This is a genomic window from Oryzihumus sp. JJN4-3R, assembly GCF_057747915.1.
The window spans coordinates 2,988,452-3,006,931 of sequence record NZ_CM173229.1 but is presented as its reverse complement, the minus strand read 5'-3'; the positions used below and the strand labels follow the sequence as shown (position 1 = coordinate 3,006,931).

Annotated in this window: 18 protein-coding genes; 12 read left to right on the top strand and 6 right to left on the bottom strand. The window is 73.2% G+C overall.

Annotation, left to right across the window (positions count from 1 at the left end):
- Nucleotides 1-80: 80 nt before the first annotated feature.
- A complete protein-coding gene (locus AC3ANM_RS14420; RefSeq protein WP_488285108.1) occupies nucleotides 81-644 on the bottom strand; it encodes a TetR/AcrR family transcriptional regulator in 564 nt (187 codons plus the stop codon).
- Between the two features lie 5 nt (nucleotides 645-649).
- A complete protein-coding gene (locus AC3ANM_RS14415; RefSeq protein ID WP_488285107.1) occupies nucleotides 650-1,303 on the bottom strand; it encodes an NADPH-dependent F420 reductase in 654 nt (217 codons plus the stop codon).
- 166 nt (nucleotides 1,304-1,469) lie between these two features.
- On the opposite strand from AC3ANM_RS14415, the gene AC3ANM_RS14410 reads away from it, so the two are divergent.
- From AC3ANM_RS14410 to mscL, 4 genes are all read left to right on the top strand, one after another.
- Nucleotides 1,470-1,820: an FmdB family zinc ribbon protein gene (locus AC3ANM_RS14410; protein WP_488285106.1), complete on the top strand. Its 351-nt coding sequence runs from the start codon at nucleotides 1,470-1,472 to the stop codon at nucleotides 1,818-1,820.
- Nucleotides 1,821-1,955: 135 nt separating this feature from the next.
- The gene (locus AC3ANM_RS14405; protein ID WP_488285105.1) at nucleotides 1,956-2,801 is read left to right on the top strand and encodes an S-methyl-5'-thioadenosine phosphorylase; all 846 of its coding nucleotides are present in this window, start codon (nucleotides 1,956-1,958) and stop codon (nucleotides 2,799-2,801) included.
- Nucleotides 2,798-3,538, top strand: coding sequence for a Flp pilus assembly protein CpaB (cpaB, locus tag AC3ANM_RS14400; protein ID WP_488285104.1), 741 nt, complete (start codon nucleotides 2,798-2,800; stop codon nucleotides 3,536-3,538). Before AC3ANM_RS14405 ends, cpaB begins: the two co-directional genes overlap by 4 nt.
- 134 nt (nucleotides 3,539-3,672) lie before the next feature.
- The gene (gene mscL / locus AC3ANM_RS14395) at nucleotides 3,673-4,086 is read left to right on the top strand and encodes a large conductance mechanosensitive channel protein MscL (protein ID WP_488285103.1); all 414 of its coding nucleotides are present in this window, start codon (nucleotides 3,673-3,675) and stop codon (nucleotides 4,084-4,086) included.
- A gap of 138 nt (nucleotides 4,087-4,224) precedes the next feature.
- Here mscL and AC3ANM_RS14390 read toward each other — a convergent pair whose 3' ends face one another.
- A complete protein-coding gene (locus tag AC3ANM_RS14390; RefSeq protein ID WP_488285102.1) occupies nucleotides 4,225-8,502 on the bottom strand; it encodes an AAA domain-containing protein in 4,278 nt (1,425 codons plus the stop codon).
- An 88-nt stretch (nucleotides 8,503-8,590) separates the two neighbouring features.
- Here AC3ANM_RS14390 and AC3ANM_RS14385 point away from each other — a divergent pair, with 88 nt between their 5' ends.
- The 3 genes from AC3ANM_RS14385 (at nucleotide 8,591) to AC3ANM_RS14375 (ending at nucleotide 11,971) form a co-directional block, all read left to right on the top strand.
- Nucleotides 8,591-9,493, top strand: a complete 903-nt coding sequence (locus tag AC3ANM_RS14385) for an LLM class F420-dependent oxidoreductase (RefSeq protein ID WP_488285101.1) — start codon at nucleotides 8,591-8,593, stop codon at nucleotides 9,491-9,493.
- An 82-nt stretch (nucleotides 9,494-9,575) separates the two neighbouring features.
- Entirely contained in the window at nucleotides 9,576-11,516 is a 1,941-nt protein-coding gene (locus AC3ANM_RS14380; protein WP_488285100.1) for a CocE/NonD family hydrolase, read from the top strand.
- A gap of 50 nt (nucleotides 11,517-11,566) precedes the next feature.
- The gene (locus tag AC3ANM_RS14375; protein ID WP_488285099.1) at nucleotides 11,567-11,971 is read left to right on the top strand and encodes a secondary thiamine-phosphate synthase enzyme YjbQ; all 405 of its coding nucleotides are present in this window, start codon (nucleotides 11,567-11,569) and stop codon (nucleotides 11,969-11,971) included.
- Nucleotides 11,972-11,981: 10 nt separating this feature from the next.
- Here AC3ANM_RS14375 and AC3ANM_RS14370 read toward each other — a convergent pair whose 3' ends face one another.
- From AC3ANM_RS14370 to AC3ANM_RS14360, 3 genes are read right to left on the bottom strand one after another with little or no spacing between them, the layout of a single operon-like run.
- Nucleotides 11,982-12,188: a hypothetical protein gene (locus AC3ANM_RS14370; protein WP_488285098.1), complete on the bottom strand. Its 207-nt coding sequence runs from the start codon at nucleotides 12,186-12,188 to the stop codon at nucleotides 11,982-11,984.
- Nucleotides 12,188-12,553 carry a hypothetical protein gene (locus AC3ANM_RS14365; protein WP_488285097.1) on the bottom strand — a complete coding sequence of 122 codons (366 nt, stop codon included), beginning with the start codon at nucleotides 12,551-12,553 and terminating at the stop codon, nucleotides 12,188-12,190. The genes AC3ANM_RS14370 and AC3ANM_RS14365 overlap by 1 nt, the downstream gene beginning before the upstream one ends.
- A gap of 35 nt (nucleotides 12,554-12,588) precedes the next feature.
- Complete coding sequence (locus AC3ANM_RS14360) at nucleotides 12,589-13,461, bottom strand: cytochrome c oxidase assembly protein (RefSeq protein WP_488285096.1); 873 nt, start codon at nucleotides 13,459-13,461, stop codon at nucleotides 12,589-12,591.
- Nucleotides 13,462-13,673: 212 nt separating this feature from the next.
- Between AC3ANM_RS14360 and AC3ANM_RS14355 the strand changes: the two genes are divergently transcribed.
- The 5 genes from AC3ANM_RS14355 to AC3ANM_RS14335 all read left to right on the top strand — a co-directional run bounded on the left by AC3ANM_RS14355 (nucleotide 13,674) and on the right by AC3ANM_RS14335 (nucleotide 18,467).
- On the top strand, nucleotides 13,674-14,384 hold the full coding sequence (locus AC3ANM_RS14355; protein ID WP_488285095.1) for a hypothetical protein: 711 nt from the start codon (nucleotides 13,674-13,676) through the stop codon (nucleotides 14,382-14,384).
- Nucleotides 14,385-14,397: 13 nt separating this feature from the next.
- Complete coding sequence (gene coxB / locus AC3ANM_RS14350; protein WP_488285094.1) at nucleotides 14,398-15,204, top strand: cytochrome c oxidase subunit II; 807 nt, start codon at nucleotides 14,398-14,400, stop codon at nucleotides 15,202-15,204.
- Nucleotides 15,205-15,286: 82 nt separating this feature from the next.
- Nucleotides 15,287-17,227 (top strand): cytochrome c oxidase subunit I, encoded by a 1,941-nt coding sequence (locus AC3ANM_RS14345; RefSeq protein ID WP_488285093.1) that lies wholly within the window; start codon nucleotides 15,287-15,289, stop codon nucleotides 17,225-17,227.
- Nucleotides 17,224-17,832 carry a cytochrome c oxidase subunit 3 gene (locus AC3ANM_RS14340; RefSeq protein ID WP_488285092.1) on the top strand — a complete coding sequence of 203 codons (609 nt, stop codon included), beginning with the start codon at nucleotides 17,224-17,226 and terminating at the stop codon, nucleotides 17,830-17,832. The genes AC3ANM_RS14345 and AC3ANM_RS14340 overlap by 4 nt, the downstream gene beginning before the upstream one ends.
- 110 nt (nucleotides 17,833-17,942) lie before the next feature.
- Nucleotides 17,943-18,467 (top strand): TlpA family protein disulfide reductase, encoded by a 525-nt coding sequence (locus tag AC3ANM_RS14335; protein WP_488285091.1) that lies wholly within the window; start codon nucleotides 17,943-17,945, stop codon nucleotides 18,465-18,467.
- Nucleotides 18,468-18,480: the final 13 nt, after the last annotated feature.

The following is an 18,480-nucleotide window of genomic DNA, read 5'->3' as shown; positions in this document are numbered from 1 at the left end:
CCCCGGGCGGGCGGTGGTGCCGGGGTGGGACCGGACGCGGAGGTGACGGCACGGCACACCCAGGCCGGTATGCCGTGCCGTCAGTCGCGCGGGCAGGCCGCGGCAACCAGCGTGGCGGCGGCCGACCGGGCCGCCTCCGCGGCCTCGGGCCGGCCGTCGAGCACCCCGGTGGCGAGGCCGCCGTCGAGGAGCAGGGTCAGCGCGGTCGCCAGGGAGTCCGGGTCCTGCGCCCCGGCCTGCGTGGCCAGGCCACGCACCCAGTCCCGGACCGCGGCCTTGTGCTGCACCGTGCGGGCGTGGACCGGCGTGCCGGACTCGGACTGGGCGGCGGTGTTGATGAACGCGCAGCCGTGGAAGCCGTCGCGACGGCAGGCCGCGGTCAGCGCGTCGAACATCCCGACGAGCTGGTCGCGCGGGTCCGGTCCGGCCGCCGTGGCCGCGGCCTCGAGCGAGCCGCGCCATCCGGCGTCGACCCGCTCGAGGTAGGCAAGGACCAGGTCGTCCTTGCCCGGGAAGTGCTTGTAGAGCGTGGCCTTGGCGACGGAGGACTCGGCGATGATCGTGTCGACCCCGACGCTCCGGACGCCGTGGGCGTAGAAGAGCCGGAAGGCCGTGTCGAGGATCCGGTCGCGGGCTGCGCTCATGGCCGTCAGCCTCGCACGACCTTGATGTTGAAGTTCCCGCTGCCGAGGGAGCCCATGAGGGACAGCCACAGCGGGAGGTACATCTCGGTGCCCCGGGCCGCGGCAAGGCCGCCGAGGTCGTGGATGTGCTCGGGGGTCCAGCCGAAGGACGCGAGCAGCTCGGTGACGGTGGCCTTGGCGTCGGCGTCCTCACCGGCCACGAACACGTCGTGGTCGCCGCCGCCGACGCGCGCCGGGTCGACCATGACCTCGCAGTTCATGGTGTTGAGGCTCTTGACGACCCTGGCGCCGGGGAAGGTGCGCTGGATCTGCTCGCCGAGGCTGTCGGTGTTGACGACCGACAGGGAGGGCGGGAAGCCGTTGCTGAAGTCCAGCGGGTTGGCGATGTCCAGCAGGACCTTGCCGGCGAGGTTGTCGGCGCCGGCCAGCTCGAGGGCCTCCAGGGAGGCCACGCCCGCGGTGGCGTTGACGACGAGCTCGGCGCCCGCCGCGGCGTCGGCGAAGGTGGCCGCGGTGCGGTGGCCCTCACCGGCGGCCCAGTCGGTGGCCTTGGGGTTGTCGGCGTCGCGCGAGCCCATGGCGACCTCGTGGCCGAGAGCGGCCAGCTTGGTGCCGATGGCCTGGCCGACCATGCCGGTGCCGAGGACGGCGATCTTCATGAGAGTTCCTTCTTCCGCATGGGGGGTGAGCTGGTGGGGTGAGCTGGTGGGGGTCGGTGACCCGAGATAAGTAGACAGACCTGTCTGTTCAGTTGTCAAGCCAGGAGCGGATCCGTCGTACACTTCTGGCACTCGTTGCCCGAGAGTGCTGATACAGGAGGACCCCGTGCCGACGTACGCCTACGCGTGCACCGCGTGCGATCACCGTTTCGAGGTCGTGCAGTCCTTCAGCGACGACTCGCTGACCGTCTGCCCCGCGTGTGAGGGCCGGCTGCGCAAGCTGTTCAACGCCGTCGGCGTGGTCTTCAAGGGCTCGGGCTTCTACCGCACCGACTCCCGCTCGGGCTCCTCCGCGAGCGTCCCGGCGGCCAAGTCCGACAGCGGCTCGAGCTCCTCCTCCTCCTCCTCCTCCGGCGACTCCTCGTCCTCGACCTCGTCGTCGGGCTCGTCGTCCGGCTCCGGCTCGTCGTCCTCGACCTCGTCGAGCACCTCCACCGGGGCGGGCTCCGCGGCCTGATCCGCCGCTCCGGCGGGTGGGCGCCGGCGGTCCACTGACCCGGGTTGTCCACATGCCCCCGGGCGTTCGTCCCATCGTCCACAGGGCTCCGGTGGCCCCTCGGGACGGTGCAGGCCCGCGGCTAGTCTCGCCCGCATGACTTCCTCCCCCACCGCATCCGGCCCGCGCGCCGACGTCGGCGTCATCGGCGGATCAGGGTTCTACGAGTTCCTCGAGGGCGCCGAGCGCGTGCGCGTCACCACGCCGTTCGGCGACCCCAGCGACGACGTCGTGGTCGGGTCCCTGGCCGGCCGGCAGGTCGCCTTCATCGCCCGCCACGGGCAGGGCCACCGGTTCCCGCCGCACCGGGTCAACTACCGCGCCAACCTCTGGGCGCTGCGCTCGGTCGGCGTGCGCCAGGTCCTCGCGCCGTGCGCCGTGGGGTCGCTCAAGCCCGAGCTCGGCCCGGGAGCCATCGTCGTGCCCGACCAGGTGGTCGACCGCACCTGGGGCCGGGAGCACACCGTCTACGACGCGGTCGGGCCGGTCGTGCACGTCGCCTTCGCCGACCCCTACTGCCCGCGCGGCCGCGAGGTCGTGACGCGGGTGGCCCACGAGGCGGGCAAGGACGTCACCGACGGCGGCACCCTCGTGGTCGTCAACGGGCCGCGCTTCTCCTCCCGCGCCGAGTCGCACTGGCACCAGCAGGCCGGCTGGTCCGTGGTCGGCATGACCGCGATGCCCGAGGCGGCGATCGCCCGTGAGCTGGCGATGTGCTTCACCACGATCGCGCTGGTCACCGACCATGACGCCGGGGTTGAGGGCGGGGAGGCCGTCACCCACGAGGAGGTGCTGCGGGTGTTCGCCCGCAACGTCGATGACCTCAAGACCGTCCTCGCCTCGACCATCGCCGAGATGCCGTCCGCGGAGGACGACGCCACGGCCACCTGCGCCTGCCGCCGGGCCCTGGACGGCATCACCTTGCCGATCGAGCTGCCATGAGCGCCGGCGCCGGGCTGCTCGACCCTCACCCCGCCAGCCTTGGCGGCCGGGCCCAGGGCCTGTTGGCCGGCTGGCGTGGGCCGGGGCGACGAGCGGCCTGGCGCCGGGCCCGTGCCCGCCGGGTCCTCGCGGCCCTGCTGGTGGGAGTCGCCGCGTGGCTGGCGCTCTCCGCGTTCCTGCCGACCCCGGCCGTCACCGGCGTGCCGGTGCTGGTCGCCGCGCACGACCTCGCCGCCGGGCAGCAGCTGACGGCCGCTGACCTGCGGCCGGCCCGCTGGGCGCCGGGCACGGCGCCGGCCGGGGCCACCTCCTCGGTCGCGGCACTGGTCGGGCACCGGGTGTCCTCACCCCTCTCGGCCGGCGACGCACTGACGCCCGCACGGCTGCACGGCCCCGGCCTGCTGACCGGGCTGCCGGCCGGTCAGGTCGCGGCCCGGGTGGCCGTGCCCGATGCCCGGATGACCGCGATGGTCCGACCCGGCGACCACGTCGACCTCATCGACAACGCCACCGGCCGGCAGGTCGGCAGCGACCTGCTCGTCCTCGCGACCGACGGCTCCGCGACGTCTGCGGGCGCCGGCGGGCCGACCGGCCTGCTCGGGGCGGGCGCCTCCTCCGACGCCGCACCGGGCGTGGTGGTCGCCGTCTCCGACACACAGGCGGCCGCCCTGGCTCGCGCCGCCGGTGCCGCGTCCGTGGGCTCCGGGGTGACACTCACCCTGCGCGCCGACCGCTGACGCCGGCGCCTCCGCGCCGGGGTGACGCTCACCGTGCCGACCGCTGACCACCCGGTGATCGCCCCCTGCCAGCCCTGAATCCGGCTCCGCTACGGTCGGGCGGGTATGCCCGCCACACCGAAGGGACCGCACGAATGATCAAGGGCTTCAAGAACTTCCTCATGCGCGGCAACGTCGTCGACCTCGCGGTTGCGGTGGTCGTCGGCGCGGCGTTCACCGCTGTCGTGCAGACGCTGGTCGGCAACATCATCAAGCCGTTGCTCAACGTCTTCGGCGGACCGCAGAGCAGCGGCCTGTCGTTCTCCCTCAAGCACGGGAGCCCCGCGATCGAGAAGGCCACGACCGTCGACGTGTCGGCGATGATCAACGCGGTCATCACGTTCCTGATCACCGCAGCGGTCGTCTACTTCCTGATCGTGATGCCCATGAACGCCATCGCCGAGCGCCGCAAGCGTGGCCAGGAGCCTGAGCCCAAGGCCCCGGCGGAGGACATCCTGCTGCTCCAGGAGATCCGCGACCTGCTCCGCGAGCGCAGCAACGCCTACTGAGGCCGCCTGCCGCTGCTCCCCTCCCGAGCGCCAGGCCGTTCCGCTCGCGACGGTGACCGTGGCCCGCAAACGAACAGGCCGCGGGACCACGCTTTCGCGAGGTCCCGCGGCCTTCGTCATGCCATGGACAACCGAGCGTCACTCCCAGTGCGGCGGGCGCTGCTCCTGCAGCCAGCGGTCGTGCGCGTCCTCGTCGCGGCGCTCGCCCCACGCGGCGTCGGTGTCGTCACGGGTCTGCTCGGGCGCGCTCCGTCGCACCGGCACCGTGGGTCGGGCGTCGGCAGCCTCGTCGGCGGCGTCCCCACCGTCGTCCGCGGCCTCTGGCTCCGACCCGGACTCCGGCCCCGGCTCCTGACCGGACAGCCGCGGAGCGGTGTGTTCCGCAGCCGGCCCGGGGACGACGTCCCCGGAGTCGCCCATCGGCTCGGCGTCCTGGTCAACAGCCTGCGTCGTCGGCTCGTCGGCGGTCGACACGTGCTCCTCCTCGTGCTCGTCGAATCCCGGCAGGGCCCCCTGGAGGGTCCCGACCGAAGCCACCGACGCGGTGGGTGCTGTGGCGCCGGAAGCGCCGGCCCCCGGTGCGGCGGAGTGGATGGACTCCTGCTCGCCCGGGCGCGGTGACGTCAGGGCCCCATTCTCGCTCAGCTCCAGCGCCCGGGACGCCCCGCGCAGCGCGGCGGTCACGCGGGCCACGTCGCGGGCCGGGTCCCGGAACAGGTCCGTGCTCCAGATCCGCACGTGCTCCCAGCCGAGGCGCCGCAGCTGCTCGATGCGCAGCCGGTCCCGGTCGCGGGTGCTGGTCATCGCGGCGTAGCCGGGGCCGTCGGTCTCCACGGCGACCAGGACCCGGCCCCGGCGCCGCGGGTCCTCCACCGCGAGGTCGAGCCGGTGCCCCGAGCTGCCGTAGCGCTCGTGCACGACCAGCCCCTCCCAGCGCAGCCGCTGGGCGAAGTCCGCCACGAGCGGGTCGAGCCCCGCCCCCGCTGCGGTCCCGCGGGTGGCATCCGCGACGCGGCCCGTGGAGCCGCCGTTCGCGGCATACGCGAGGAAGTCCCGCAGCATGACCGCCCCGCGCGCCTTGAGGCGGGCCGGGTCCATGTCGTCGGCGCCGAAGGCGGCGACGACGGTCATCCGTCGCCGGGCCCGGGTGATCGCCACGTTGAGGCGGCGCTCGCCACCCTCGAGGTTGAGCGGGCCGAAGCGGTGCAGGACCCGGCCGTGCGGGGTCTTGCCGTAGCCGATCGAGAGGATGATCGCGTCCCGCTCGTCGCCCTGGACCCGCTCGAGGTTCTTGACGAAGAACCGCTCCGGCGCGGCCTCGTCGAAGAACGAGCCGACCCCGGGCGCGTCCACGAGCGCGGCCCGCAGCGCGTCCTCGATCCGGGCGGTGTGCTTGATCCCCAGCGTGATCACGCCCAGCGACTCCTGCGGCCGCCGGCGCGCGTGCTCCAGGACCAGCTGCACGACCCGGTCGACCTCGGCCTCGGTGCTCTCGATCGCCTCCTGGCCGGGCTGGACCAGGGCGGAACCGTCGACGAGGTCGAGGCGGACCACCGGGTCCAGGCTGGTGCCGGGGAAGGTGACGAGCGACCCGTCATACACGTGGGTGTTGGCGAAGGCGATGAGCCGCTCGTCCAGGGAGCGGTAGTGCCAGGTGAGGCGGCGCACCGGCAGCGCGGCGGTGAGCACGTCGAGCACCGACTCGAACCCCTCCGTCAGCGCCTCGGTGTCGGGCGCGGCGTCGCCGTCGTCGGCCGCGGTGAAGAAGCTCGTCGGCGGCAGCTGGCGCTCGTCGCCGGCGACGACGACCTGGGTGGCCCGGGAGATCGCCGAGACCGCCTGGGCGGGCGGGACCTGCGAGGCCTCGTCGAAGATGACGACGTCGAACCAGCGCCCGGGCGGCAGCACGGACGCCACGACGAGCGGGCTCATCGCCCAGCACGGCTTGACCGCGGTCAGGACCTCGCCGGCACGCGGCAGCAGCTCGCGCAGCGGGCGGTGCCGCCGCGACTTGGACGCCTCGGCCCGGACCAGCGCCTCCTGGTCGGGGTGGTCGGCCAGGACCTCGCGCAGCCGGCGACCGACCGCGGCGCGGACCCGGTCGACGGTCCCGTCGAGGTGGGCGTGGTCGGCCTCGACGTACTCCGAGCCGACGCGGCGCAGGAACTCCCCGTCGTGGGCGCCGTAGGCGGGGTCGCGGACCGTGATGTCGTCCAGCAGGGAGGTCCACCACACGAAGTCGACCTCGGGCGCGACGTCGTCGACGAGCACCCCGCGGGTGGCCAGGTCGTCGACCAGCGGGCCCATCCCGGCCTCGCGCAGCTCGTCCAGCACCGTCACCACGCGGGGCACCACGGCCAGCCGGTCGGCCCGGGAGGCCAGCAGCGCCAGGCGCACCTGGAGGGCGTCGAGCGGGCTGCCGAGCAGGTCACCGCCGCCGGAGGTCTCCGCCAGGCGCTGCCCCAGCCAGCCCAGCTCGGCGGCCAGGGCGGACCAGGCGCGCTCGGCCTCCTCGAGGCCAGAAGGCACCTCGGGCCTGGCCCCGGCGCCGGCCAGCTGCTGCCACTCCACCCGCTGCCGCTGGGCCAGCTGCAGCCGCTGGTGCAGGTCCGGCGGCGGGGCGCCCGGCCGCAGCAGGCGCCGGGCCTGCCGGCGCAGGCGCTGACGCGCCCACCAGCCGAGCTTGATCCCGTGCTGCGAACGGTAGGCGGAGCTGCCGGTGGCAGCCACGAAGTCCACCAGCGGCACGTCGAACACCTCGGGGCGGAACACCTCCAGGGTCTGGCGGACCTGCTCGAGCATCGCCAGGGCCGCGGCCCAGTCGGCGGGCGTCTCCGCCTCCGGCAGTCCGGCCTCGCGCAGGGTCTCCCCCAGCCGGCGCCGCACCCCCTCCAGCCCACCGGAGGCCAGCCGGCTGCAGATCTCCAGCGCCTGGGCGGCCTCCTCCGGGGAGGTGACCCGCGCGGCATACCAGGGGTCGTCCTCGAGCCCGGGCGTCCAGGCCCCCAGGGACGCGACCTCGGTGAGCGCACGGCTGAGCTCGGCGACCCGGTCCCGGGACAGCGAGCGCAGCGCCTCGCCGTGGATGCGCACCCGTGAGGTCGGCGCGTGCGGTCGCGCGGAGAGCGTGGCCAGCGCCAGCTGGGCGTCCCACGCGCTGACGCCCCACGGCTCGCGCCTCTCGTGCAGCGCCCGGGAGTGCTCCACGAGGCGGGTCCGTCGTTCGACCAGGGTGCGCTCGACGGCGGCGTGGTCGGGGTCGGTGGCCTCGAGCGCGCGCTCGAGCGTCTCGCCCAGGCCCTGGGCGAGGCGCCGGCGGTTCGTCGCGCCGTCGTAGGCGTCGAGGACGAGGTCGCCGAGACCGAGGCGCTCCAGCCGGCTGACGACGGCGTCGATCGCGGCCCGCTTCTCGGCGACGAAGAGCACCCGCCGGCCGTCGCTGGCCAGCGAGGAGATGAGGTTGGCGATGGTCTGGCTCTTGCCCGTGCCCGGCGGGCCCTTGACGACGAGGTTCGCCCCCGAGCGGACGGCCTCGATGACCGCCTGCTGGGAGGAGTCGGCGTCCAGGACCAGGTGCTCGCGGTCGGGGTCGGGGTCGACGACCGGCTCGGGCACCGTGGTGCGCACGGCCTTGAGCGCCGAGGGGTCCCCGGCCAGCGCCGCCACGACGTCGTGGTCGGCCAGGGTGTCCAGCTGCGCGGCGAGGTCGGCGACCATGGGCAGCTTGGCGTAGGAGAAGGTGCCCAGCACCAGGCGCGGGGCGATGGTGAACCCCGGCACGCCCTCGCACCCGGCGGCCAGCGCGGAGTAGACCGGCTCGGCGTCGAAGGCGCCGGTGACCGTGGCCATGTCGGCCAGCGCGTCGGCGTCGACGTCGAGGCCCTGCTCGCTGCGCAGGTAATGCTCGAGCACCGGGTTGAACTCGACGTCCGGGCCCAGGTCGAGGTCGAAGTCCTCCTGCGCCGCACCGCGCGGACGCAGGACGCAGGAGCGCAGCAGCACCGGCGCCGCCGGGGGCCGGGAGGCTCCGGGCACCTGCCAGGTGGCCATGCCCACCGCGACGAAGCCGGCCGCGATGCCCCGCTCCTCGTGCAGCTCGGTGGTCTTGGCCCGGATGACGCGGGCGCGGCGCCGGGCCTCGGCCAGGGCGGCCGGCTCCCGGAACAGGTCGGACAGGCGCGTCGCGCGGCCGGCCAGGAGCATGGCCAGCCCGCCCGGGTGGGCGTTGGTCAGCTCGAGGGTGCCCGAGGGCAGGTCGCGGTGCCACAGCAGGGTGTTGCGCCCCCCGAGGTCGACCAGGTGCCGCTGCCAGGCCTTGACCGCCGCCGCGACGCGCGCGGCCCGCGGGTCGGCCGGCTCCGGGGTCCCCGCCTCAGGCTCGTCCGGGTTGGCTGTCACGTCGGAGCTCTGGGTCACCCCCGCAGGCTAACGAACAGGTATGCCGGCCGGCCGGGACGCGCGCCGAGGGCCCCGCAAGCGCCCGTTCCGGGCGCATGATGGATGGATGCTGATCGGTCTGCAGGTCCCCAGCTTCACCTGGCCCGACGCCCCGGGCTCGATCAGGCCCACGTTCGCGCGCATCGCCCGCTCCGCGGAGGAATCCGGCTTCGCCAGCCTGTGGGTGATGGACCACTTCTTCCAGATCCGCTCGGTCGGGGCGGCCGAGGAGCCGATGCTCGAGGCCTACACCGCCCTGTCCTTCGCGGCCGGGGTCACCCAGCGCATCCGGCTCGGCGCGATGGTGACCGGCGTGACCTACCGCCACCCGGGCATCCTGCTCAAGACGGTGACGACCCTCGACGTGCTCTCCGGCGGGCGGGCCTGGCTCGGCATCGGCGCGGCGTGGAACGAGCAGGAGCACCGCGGGCTGGGCGTGCCCTTCCCGTCGCTCGGCGAGCGGTTCGAGCACCTCGAGGAGACCCTTCAGATCGCCCGGCAGATGTGGTCCGGGGACGAGGAACCGTTCGAGGGCAAGCACTTCCGGCTCGAGCGGCCGCTGAACTCCCCGCAGTCGCTGCAGCGGCCGCACCCGCCGATCCTCATCGGCGGGATGGGCGAGCGCAAGACGCTGCGGATGGTCGCCGAGTACGCCGATGCCTGCAACATCTTCGAGATGGGCCACGACGCGGTGCAGCACAAGCTGGGGGTGCTGCAGGCGCACTGCGAGCGGCTGGGCCGCCCCTACGAGCAGATCGAGAAGACCTCGCTGGGCCGGCTGCGGCTCTCCCGGGGCGGCGGCGAGGGAGGCATGACCGTCGCGCAGGCGGTGGACCGCTTCGGGGCCCTGGCCGAACTGGGCATCGACCACGCGATCATCAGCATGCCGAACGTCGCCGAGGAGACCGCGTTCGAGCTGGTCCCCGAGCTCGTCGCCCAGCTCGAAGGGATCGTGCCGGCCGGCCGCTGACCAGGCACCGGACGTCCGCATAACCCCCTCCTGCCCGCGTCGTTGACCCCACGTCCGGGTCACCCCGCGTAGGAGGCGCCACGTGCCGCAGTCCCGCTCCGCCCTGGTCCTTGCCGCAGCGCTCGTCTCGGCGGCGGTGGTCGCCGCCCAGGCCTCCCCCGCCGCGGCACTGCTGCCCGACGACATCACTGCCGTACCGCGCGCCGCCGGCTCCGCGGTCCCCTCACCTTGGCCGGCGCCCGCGCCGGGCGCCGCAGGATCCGCGGCCGCGGGGGCGGGCTGGACCGCCCGCCCGGCCACCTTCGGGACGGTCACCGAGCGGGACGTGAAGATCACGATGTCCGACGGCGCGGTGCTGCGGGCCGACGTCATCCGCCCGGCCGGCGCCTCCGGGCAGCCGGCGCCGGGGCGCTTCCCCGTCGTCGTCACCCAGACGCCGTACAACAAGGCCAACGCCGTCATCTCCCCGCCGGACACCTACCTGGTGCAGCGCGGCTACGTGCAGGTGATCACCGACGTGCGCGGCACCGGCGGCTCGCAGGGCACGTGGGACTCCTTCGGCACCCGCGAGCAGCAGGACGGCAAGGAGGTCGTGGAGTGGGCCGCCTCGGCCCGGCGCCCCTGGAGCGACGGCCGGGTCGCGACCTTCGGCGCGTCATACATGGCCATCAACCAGCTGTTCACCGCCGCGCTGCACCCGCGCGGGCTGAAGGCCGCGTTCCCGATCGTGCCGGCGGCCGACGTCTACCGCGACGTCGTGGCCTCCGGCGGGCAGGTGGACGCCGGCTTCATCCCGCTGTGGCTGGGGCTGGTCACGGCCACCGGGGTGCTGCCGCCGACGAGCGCCGCCGCCGACCCGGTGATGGCGGCGGGGGTCCTCGCGGCGCACCTCGGCGGCGCCGGGGCGTTCCAGCTGCCCACGCTGATGTCGACGATGACCGGCGACGACCTGGCCTATGACGGGGCGTTCTACCGGCAGCGCTCGCCGATCAGCGTTCTGGACAAGGTCACCGTGCCGACCTTCGTGGTCGGCGGCTGGTACGACATCTTCCAGCGCGGGGAGCCGCTGGTCTACGAGCGGCTGCGCCAGCGCAAGGTGCCGACCCGGCTGCTGGTCGGGCCGTGGACGCACGTCGAGGCGGCCACGGGGTCCCAGCCGCACCTGCCGGCCCCCGGGGTGCCCAGCCTCGACGCCGCGGCGCTGCGCTGGTTCGACCACTACGTCCGTGGCGTGCCGGACGCGGGCCTCGATCGTGATGTCGCGCCGGTGACCTACTGGAAGCTGGGCTCCGGCGGCTGGGCCACCGCCCCGTCGTGGATGCCGCCGTCGGTGCACGCCCGCACGCTGCAGCTCTCCGGCCCCGGCACCGGGTCGGCGACGGGGCAGACGCCCGGCCGCCTGACGACCGGAACGGGCACAGGTGCCGCGGATCCCGTTGCGCCCGTGGCGGTTTCGGGGTTGTGCAGCCGGTCTTCGTCGCAGTGGACGGGAGGCATCGTGCCCACCACGCCGTGCGCCACCGACCATCGCGTCGACGACGCGACCGGCGCGGCGTACGACCTGAAGCTGACCTCGCCACTGAGCCTCTACGGCCCCGTAGGCCTGCGCACGTTCGTGTCGACCACGGCCCGCGACGGCATGGTCGCCGCGCGGCTGGAGGACGTGGCGCCGGACGGGACCGTCACCCAGCTCACCGGCGGCTGGCAGGTGCTCTCGCTGCGGGCGCTGGACCGCTCGCGCTCCCGGGTGGTGGACGGCACCGTGCTCCAGCCCTACCACCCGTTCACCAAGGCCTCGGTGCTGCCGGTGACGCCGAGGCAGGTCTACGAGACCTGGGTCGAGCTGTTCCCCACCGGCGCCGTCCTGCCGGCCGGGCACACGCTGCGGGTCGCGTTGCACGCCTTCGACACCCCGCACCTGGTGGCGCCGCTGCCCCAGCTGGCCAGCAGTGCCGGGGTGCTGAGCATCCACCACGACGCCGCGCACCCCTCCCAGCTGGTCCTGCCGGTGCGCCAGGGCTGACCGCGCATACCGGCGGTCCACGCGGACCGGCCGGCGGGCAGCATGGGGGCATGCGCACCGAGACCAGGAACTACCGGACGGGCCGGCAGGAAGCCGTCCTCGACATCACCGACGACTGTGACGCGTTCGTCTCCGAGCTCGGGGACGGGCTGCTGCACGTGTTCGTGCCGCACGCCACCGCCGGGCTGGCGATCCTGGAGGTCGGCGCCGGCAGCGACGAGGACCTGCTCGCCGCGCTGCGGGACCTGCTGCCGGCCGACGACCGGTGGCGGCACCGCCACGGCAGCCCGGGTCACGGCCGCTCGCACGTGATGCCGGCGCTGGTGCCGCCCTATGCCACGGTGCCGGTCCGCGGTGGGCGCCTCACGCTCGGGACCTGGCAGAGCATCTGCCTGGTCGACCTCAACCTGGACAACCCGGACCGGCAGGTGCAGCTCAGCTTCCTGGCCGGCTGACCAGCAGGTGTCACACGTCCCGGCCGCTGCGGTGGATCCGCCGGACGGAGACGACCCCCAACGCCAGGAGCAGGAAGCCGCCGAGCGTCACGAGCACCCAGCCGAACGGCGAGCCGACGACGAGCGCGAGCGGGTAGCCCACGGCATACGCCAGGGCTGTGGCGACCCCCAGCACGAACTGCGCACGGTCCGGCCGGAACGGGCTGCGCGGGGGCATCAGCCACCACCTGGTGGGCCACCGGGCGGCTCCTGGGCGTGCAGCCGCGCCAGGTACTCCTGCCACGCCGTCAGCTGCGGATCCGCTGTGGCATCTGGATCCCCCGCCGGGTGACGGGGCTGCCGGTCCGCGGGCGGGACGGTGCGCACCTGGCGACCGGGCGCCTGCTCGCGGACCAGCCTCCTCCACATGTACACACCGAACGCGGCGAAGAGCGGCCACTCGAAGGCGTAGACCCAGCTGAGCTGGTTGCCGGAGCGGGCGCGGGCCAGCTCGAGGGCGGCCGCCGCAAGGCACGCCGGGATGGCGATCGCGGCCACGACGTTGAGACGCCGGACCCGCCGCCGCTCGCCGGCCGTTGACACGTCCGGCCCGGGGACCCCGGCCCGCACCCGCCGGCTCACGAGGCGGCCGGTCCGGGCAACCCGGCGGCGATCTGGCGGTCAATGCGGCGCCCCTTGCGAGCCTCCGCCCGCAGCCACGCCTGTGTGGCGACGGCGATCCACGTCGCGCCGATCACCATGCCCGAGCACCACATGAGGCCGCCGCCGAGCTGCTGGTCGCTCAGCGCGTCAAGGCCGAACGGGCGCGGGGACACCGCGGCGTAAGCGGGGTAGAGCACGTGGCGGGCGGTGTAGATGAAGAACCCGGTCATGGCTTCCGGCCCCATCATGAGCACCAGGGAGGCCACCTTCGTGAGCGGCGCCGGGCCGTGCGGGACCGGGTTCGCCCCGATGAGCGGGTAGAAGTAGAGCAGCGCCACGCCCAGGTACAGCGGGTGCTCGACGTAGTCGTGCACCACCGGGTGGCTCACCGCATAGTTGTAGAACGGCGTGAAGTGCGTGCCGATCAGCGCCCCGGCGAACAGGACCCAGGTCAGGACCGGGTTGGTGAGCAGCCGCACCGGGCGGCTGCGCAGCGCCGGGACCAGCAGGCGGCGTCGGGTGTCCCGCCGGGACGCCCGCAGGGCCAGCAGCACCGGCGCGCCCAGGAGCAGGAGCGGCGCGACCAGCATCATGATGGTGAGGTGCTGGACCATGTGGGCCCAGAACAGCTCGTCGTCGAAGGCGCCGATCGGGCCCATGACCACGAACGCCAGCAGCGCCAGGCCCGTCAGGAAGGACGACGTGCGCCAGCCCGGCCACGGGGGTGAGGGCCGCCGGTGGGCCAACCGGCGGACCGCCCACAGGTAGGACGTCGCCGCCACGACCACTCCCGCCGCCGGGACGAGCGCCAGGTCCCACCGGCCGAGGAAACCGACGACTTCCGTCACGTCTCGGATGGTAGGTCCGCGCGCCCGGTGCGGTCCGGGACCAAGGCACCGGGCGAACCATCCGTATTGCGCGCTTCCGCCGGAAACGACCCCTGCCAAAGGTCCCTTCGCCCGTCACCTGCGCCGGGTCGACTCTCGGAACATCGACCGAGTCGGGGTGGGTCCTCCGCGTCGACGGGGTCGCCGGGAGTGGCCCGGAGGTGGTCAGACGGATGCACATGCTCATCGGTGCTTCAGCGACTGTCCTCGGCGGAGTCGTCGCCGTGGGGGTGGTCGGCGCGTCGCTGGCTCACTCCTCCCCCACTCCGGCACCGCTGCGGGCGACCGTCCAGGGCGTCGCCAACACCCCCGAAGGAAGCCTGCCGCACTCCTTCCTCACACTCCAGACGTGGCCGGACAGCATGGCCGGGCCCCACGGCAAGGACGGCGGAGCCGAGCCGGGCTGGGTGACCTACGGCCCGACCACCAACCTGTCCGTCCCCGCGCACAGCCTGGTCACGGTGACGATCCAGCAGTACGACACCGGCGAGAAGATCACCAACCCGTACTTCGCCCAGGTGCACGGCACGGTCGACAACACGATGACCGTGGACGGCAAGACGGTCACCGCGGTCGACCCGGCGCACATCGGGCACACGTTCACGCTGCACAGCCTGGTGACCGACCAGGACCCGCTGTTCGTCTCGGTGCCGCTGCCGGCGGTGGCGGACGACGCCCCTGCCCTGGCGAACGGCTACCCCAAGCCCCACACGGTCGTGTTCTCGTTCATCACGAAGGGGCCGGGCAACTACGTGTTCCAGTGCGAGTTCCCCTGCGGCGACGGCTACTACGCGAAGTTCGGCGGACCCATGTCGACGCAGACCTACATGGAGGGCACCGTCACGGTGACCGGGACGGCCACCACGACGGCAGCGGGACAGTGAGGGGCAGGACACGATGACCGCGACCGAGACGCCCGTCGGCGCCGAGCCACCCCGGACCCCGGCACCACCCGGCAGGCCGGGGTGGCGCCGCCCGCCCGTCTTCCCGATCCTGCTCCTGTGGGCCGGGTTCACGGTGCTCCTGCTGCTGTTCGCCCTCTTCGTCCCGGCCCGGGTCATGGGCCCTCCCGCGTCGCCCACGATGCACGAGATCGAGTCGACCGTGACCTGGTTCAGCATCGCGTCGGCGCCGGTGGCCGCGATGGTGTGGGCCATCCTGGCCTACAGCCTCCTGGTGTGGCGCCATCGCGGGAAGGACGCTCCCCCGGAGACGGCGCCCCCGATCCGCGGCAATGCGCGGGTCCAGGCCACCTGGCTGGTCACATCGACGGTCCTGTGCCTGTTCCTGCTGATCTGGGGCCTGGTCGTCCTCACGCCACCGTCGAGCGTGGCGAATGCGAGCACTCCCCCGCTCGTGGTCAACGTGACGGGCCAACAGTGGACTTGGACCTTCGACTACCCGCGCACCGGCAACCAGGTCTCGGACGAGCTCTACCTCCCGGTCAACCAGCGCGTCCAGTTCCGCGTGACGTCCAAGGACGTCATCCACTCCTTCTGGATCGTGCAGATGGGGATCAAGGTCGACGCCAACCCGGGCGAGACGACCACCGCCGACGTGACGCCCGACCGGACCGGGACCTTCACCATCCGGTGCGCCGAGCTGTGCGGGCTCTACCACTCGTACATGCAGACGCCGGTGCACGTGTTGAGCAGCACCGACTTCGCGGCCTGGCTGCGGACCGCGCAGAAGGCGGCGTCATGAGGCGACCCACAGGGAAGGGGACGTCATGGCCACGATGACCACGCAAGGACCCGTGGCAGCACCGCCCGCAGGAGGTGGCCTGATGCGCCGCCTCAGTGTCGTCACGGGTGTCGTGCTCGGCGTCGTCCTGGCGTTCCTGGGGTGGCTGATCTCCAACGGCCTGCTGGCCTCGCCGGAGGAGGGCAACCACAAGACCGACGCGGTCACCCTGATCACCATGCTCTGCTGGGCCGTCGGGTTCCTGGTCGGGGTGGGCGCGTTCGTGGGGCCGTTCCGGTGGCTGCTCGGCCGTGACCTGTCACCGCAGGACGAGGAGTTCCTCGCGGGCAAGGACGAGGGGGTATGGCGCTACTTCCGGTTCACCACCGACCACAAGGTGGTGGGGATGCAGTACCTCGTCACGACGATGGTGCTCTTCGCGGTCGGCGGGACGCTGGCGATGCTCATCCGGACCAACCTCGCCTCGAGCCCCGGAGACCAGCTCGTGGGCCCGCTCACCTACAACGAGCTGGTCGGGTTGCACGGCATCATCATGATCATCGCGACGATCATCATGGTGAGCGGTCCGTTCGGGAACTTCATCCTGCCGATCATGATCGGGGCCCGGGACATGGCCTTCCCGCGGCTGAACGCCCTGAGCTACTGGCTGCTCTTCGCCGCGATCCCCGTGCTGCTCTCGGCGTTCTTCCTCGGGGGCATCCCGACCGGCTGGTCGGCCTATGCCCCACTGTCGGACCAGGCGCCGCCGGGCATGGACGCGTTCCTCGTGACCATCGTCATCTTCGGCGTCTCCACGGCGCTGGCCGGCGCCAACATCACCACCACCGCCGTCCGCATGCGGGCCCGGGGCATGACCTGGAACCGCACCCCGATCTTCGTCTTCGGCGTCGTGACCAGCGTCGCGCTGGGGCTCATCGCCTTCCCGATGTTCATGGTCGCCATGGTCGAGCTGGCCATGGACCGGTCCCTGGGCGCCACCTTCTACGTCGCCTCGGGCGGGGGCAACCCCTGGCTGTACTCGAACCTGTTCTGGCTCATGGGCCACCCCGAGGTCTACGTGATCCTGCTGCCGGCAATCATCGCACTGCTCGAGATCACGCCGGTGTTCACCCGCAAGCCGCTGTTCAGCTTCAACGGCGCGGTGCTGGGCATCGGCGGCATCGTCGGGCTGAGCCTGTTCGTCTGGGCGCACCACATGTACATGGCCGGGTGGGCCCCGCCGCTGAACGCGCCGTTCATGGTGACCACCGAGCTCATCTCGATCCCGACCGGGCTGCTCTTCCTCGTCCTGCTCGGCACCTTGTGGCGAGGGCCGGTGTGGATGCGTCTGCCGGTGATGGCCGTCTATGCGCTCCTGTGGAACTTCACCATCGGTGGCATTACCGGCATCTACCTCTCCGACGTCCCAGTGGACCAGGCCATGCACGGGTCGATGTTCGTCACCGCCCACTTCCACTACACCCTGATGGGCGCCGGGCTCACCGGGGCGCTGGGTGCGCTGGCCTACTGGTTCCCGAAGATGACCGGTCGCATGCTCAACGAGCGCTGGGGCGGCATCGGGTTCTGGACCGCCCAGGTCGGCTTCAACGTGACGTTCCTCGGGATGTTCGCCGTCGGGCTCGCCGGTCAGCCGCGTCGCGTCTCCGAACCCGCGGCGATGTTCGCGACGGGGAACATCGTGTCCACGATCGGTGCCTACGTCATCGGCATCGGCATGCTCATCTTCCTCTACGCGATCCTGCACTCGTGGCGGCACGGGGAGCTCGCTCCGGGCAACCCGTGGGGGGCGAAGACGCTGGAGTGGCAGGTCCCGACGCCGGTGCCGCTGGAGAACTTCCCCGTCCTGCCCGTGGTCACCTCGGACTTCTACGGCTACAGCGAGAACGGATCCCGCGAGGCCACACCCGCTGCCGAGCCGGCCACCACACCGGCACTCACCCCGGCTGGCGTGGTGAATGGCGGCGCGAACGGTGTCCTGCCGCCCGAACCGGCCGCGCCCACAGGTGAGGGGCACGACCGATGACCGCCGAGACCCACGCCTCGATCCTCGCCCATGGCAGCCCCGAGGAGATCGGGAGGACGCAACGCCTCGGCGTGCTGCTGCTCATCGTCGGGGACGCCGCGTTCCTCCTGTCGCTGGTGTTCAGCTACCTCTACCTCAGGGCCCTCAACACCGAGCACGGGTGGGTCCCTCCGCGCGGCCACACGGTGCCCATCGGGCTGGGCTGGGTCATCGCCGGGGTCATGGTCGTGAGCCTGGCCTTCTACTACTGGGCCCAGACCGGAGCCGACCGACCCGGCCGCCTCCGGCTCGGCCTGCTGCTGGCGGCCCTGCTGGTCCTGGTCGGCCTGGTGCTTCAGGCCTACCAGCTCGGGACGGCGGGGATCCGGGTGGCCAACGGCTCCTACGCCTCCACGTGGTTCGCCCTGGCCGGCTACCACGCGTTCCACCTCCTCGTGACCCTCTTCATCGGCATCGGTGTCTGGAACCGGGCCCGGTTGGGCCGCTACGCCACGAACGGCTGGCAGGTGCGGTTGGTGGGCTACTGGTGGGCGTGGGTGGCCGTGGCAGCGATCCTCACCGCGGCTACGACGTCCCTGGGGGCCATCCCCCGCGTGGTGCCGTAGCGGTGGGGGCCCGGCGAGCGCTGTCCCGGTGGGCCTGCGGGGTGCTGGCCCTCACCGGGCTCCTCGCCGGGTGCGCGGGAGGCGGGTCGTCGTCGGCGTCCGCTCCGACCGTGCCCGGCCAGGCGGCCGGGCACACCGCAACCGCCGGCGCCACGACGGGACCCTCGGACGCCAACCGCTACCCGTTGGGGCTGACCGTGTACCCGGTGGGTCAGCGCCGGCTGCTTCCTGCCCTGCGGGGCGGGACCCTGGCCGGGCCGACGCTGGCCCTGTCGAGCCTGCGCGGACGCACCGTGGTGCTCAACGTGTGGGCGTCCTGGTGCGAACCGTGCCGGACCGAGCTCCCGGGCCTGGCCGCGCTCGCCGCCCAGCTGCGGGCCTCGGGGGTCCGGTTCGTCGGGCTGGACGAGGACGCCGACCCTCGCGCCGCCACGTCGGCACTCGGGGCGACCGGGTCGTCCTACCCGCACTTGGTGGACCGGGGGTCGCTGCTGCCCCGTCTCTCGCCTTGGCTGCCCACCGCCGTGCCGGGCAGCCTCGTGGTCGACCCGCAGGGCCGGGTGGCCGCACGCGTGGTGGGACCGGTGACGGCCGCGCAGCTGCGCCCGCTGCTGGCCAGGCTGGCGCCGGTATGACGCGCCCCTCCGC

Bases quoted from the DNA above. Each gene is read 5' to 3' on its own strand.
- AC3ANM_RS14345 (WP_488285093.1), top strand. From the start codon at position 15,287: ATGCGCCGCCTCAGTGTCGTCACGGGTGTCGTGCTCGGCGTCGTCCTG.
- AC3ANM_RS14420 (WP_488285108.1), bottom strand. From the start codon at position 644: ATGAGCGCAGCCCGCGACCGGATCCTCGACACGGCCTTCCGGCTCTTC.
- coxB (WP_488285094.1), top strand. From the start codon at position 14,398: ATGACCGCGACCGAGACGCCCGTCGGCGCCGAGCCACCCCGGACCCCG.
- cpaB (WP_488285104.1), top strand. From the start codon at position 2,798: ATGAGCGCCGGCGCCGGGCTGCTCGACCCTCACCCCGCCAGCCTTGGC.
- AC3ANM_RS14385 (WP_488285101.1), top strand. From the start codon at position 8,591: ATGCTGATCGGTCTGCAGGTCCCCAGCTTCACCTGGCCCGACGCCCCG.
- AC3ANM_RS14415 (WP_488285107.1), bottom strand. From the start codon at position 1,303: ATGAAGATCGCCGTCCTCGGCACCGGCATGGTCGGCCAGGCCATCGGC.
- AC3ANM_RS14340 (WP_488285092.1), top strand. From the start codon at position 17,224: ATGACCGCCGAGACCCACGCCTCGATCCTCGCCCATGGCAGCCCCGAG.
- mscL (WP_488285103.1), top strand. From the start codon at position 3,673: ATGATCAAGGGCTTCAAGAACTTCCTCATGCGCGGCAACGTCGTCGAC.
- AC3ANM_RS14355 (WP_488285095.1), top strand. From the start codon at position 13,674: ATGCACATGCTCATCGGTGCTTCAGCGACTGTCCTCGGCGGAGTCGTC.
- AC3ANM_RS14370 (WP_488285098.1), bottom strand. From the start codon at position 12,188: ATGCCCCCGCGCAGCCCGTTCCGGCCGGACCGTGCGCAGTTCGTGCTG.
- AC3ANM_RS14405 (WP_488285105.1), top strand. From the start codon at position 1,956: ATGACTTCCTCCCCCACCGCATCCGGCCCGCGCGCCGACGTCGGCGTC.
- AC3ANM_RS14375 (WP_488285099.1), top strand. From the start codon at position 11,567: ATGCGCACCGAGACCAGGAACTACCGGACGGGCCGGCAGGAAGCCGTC.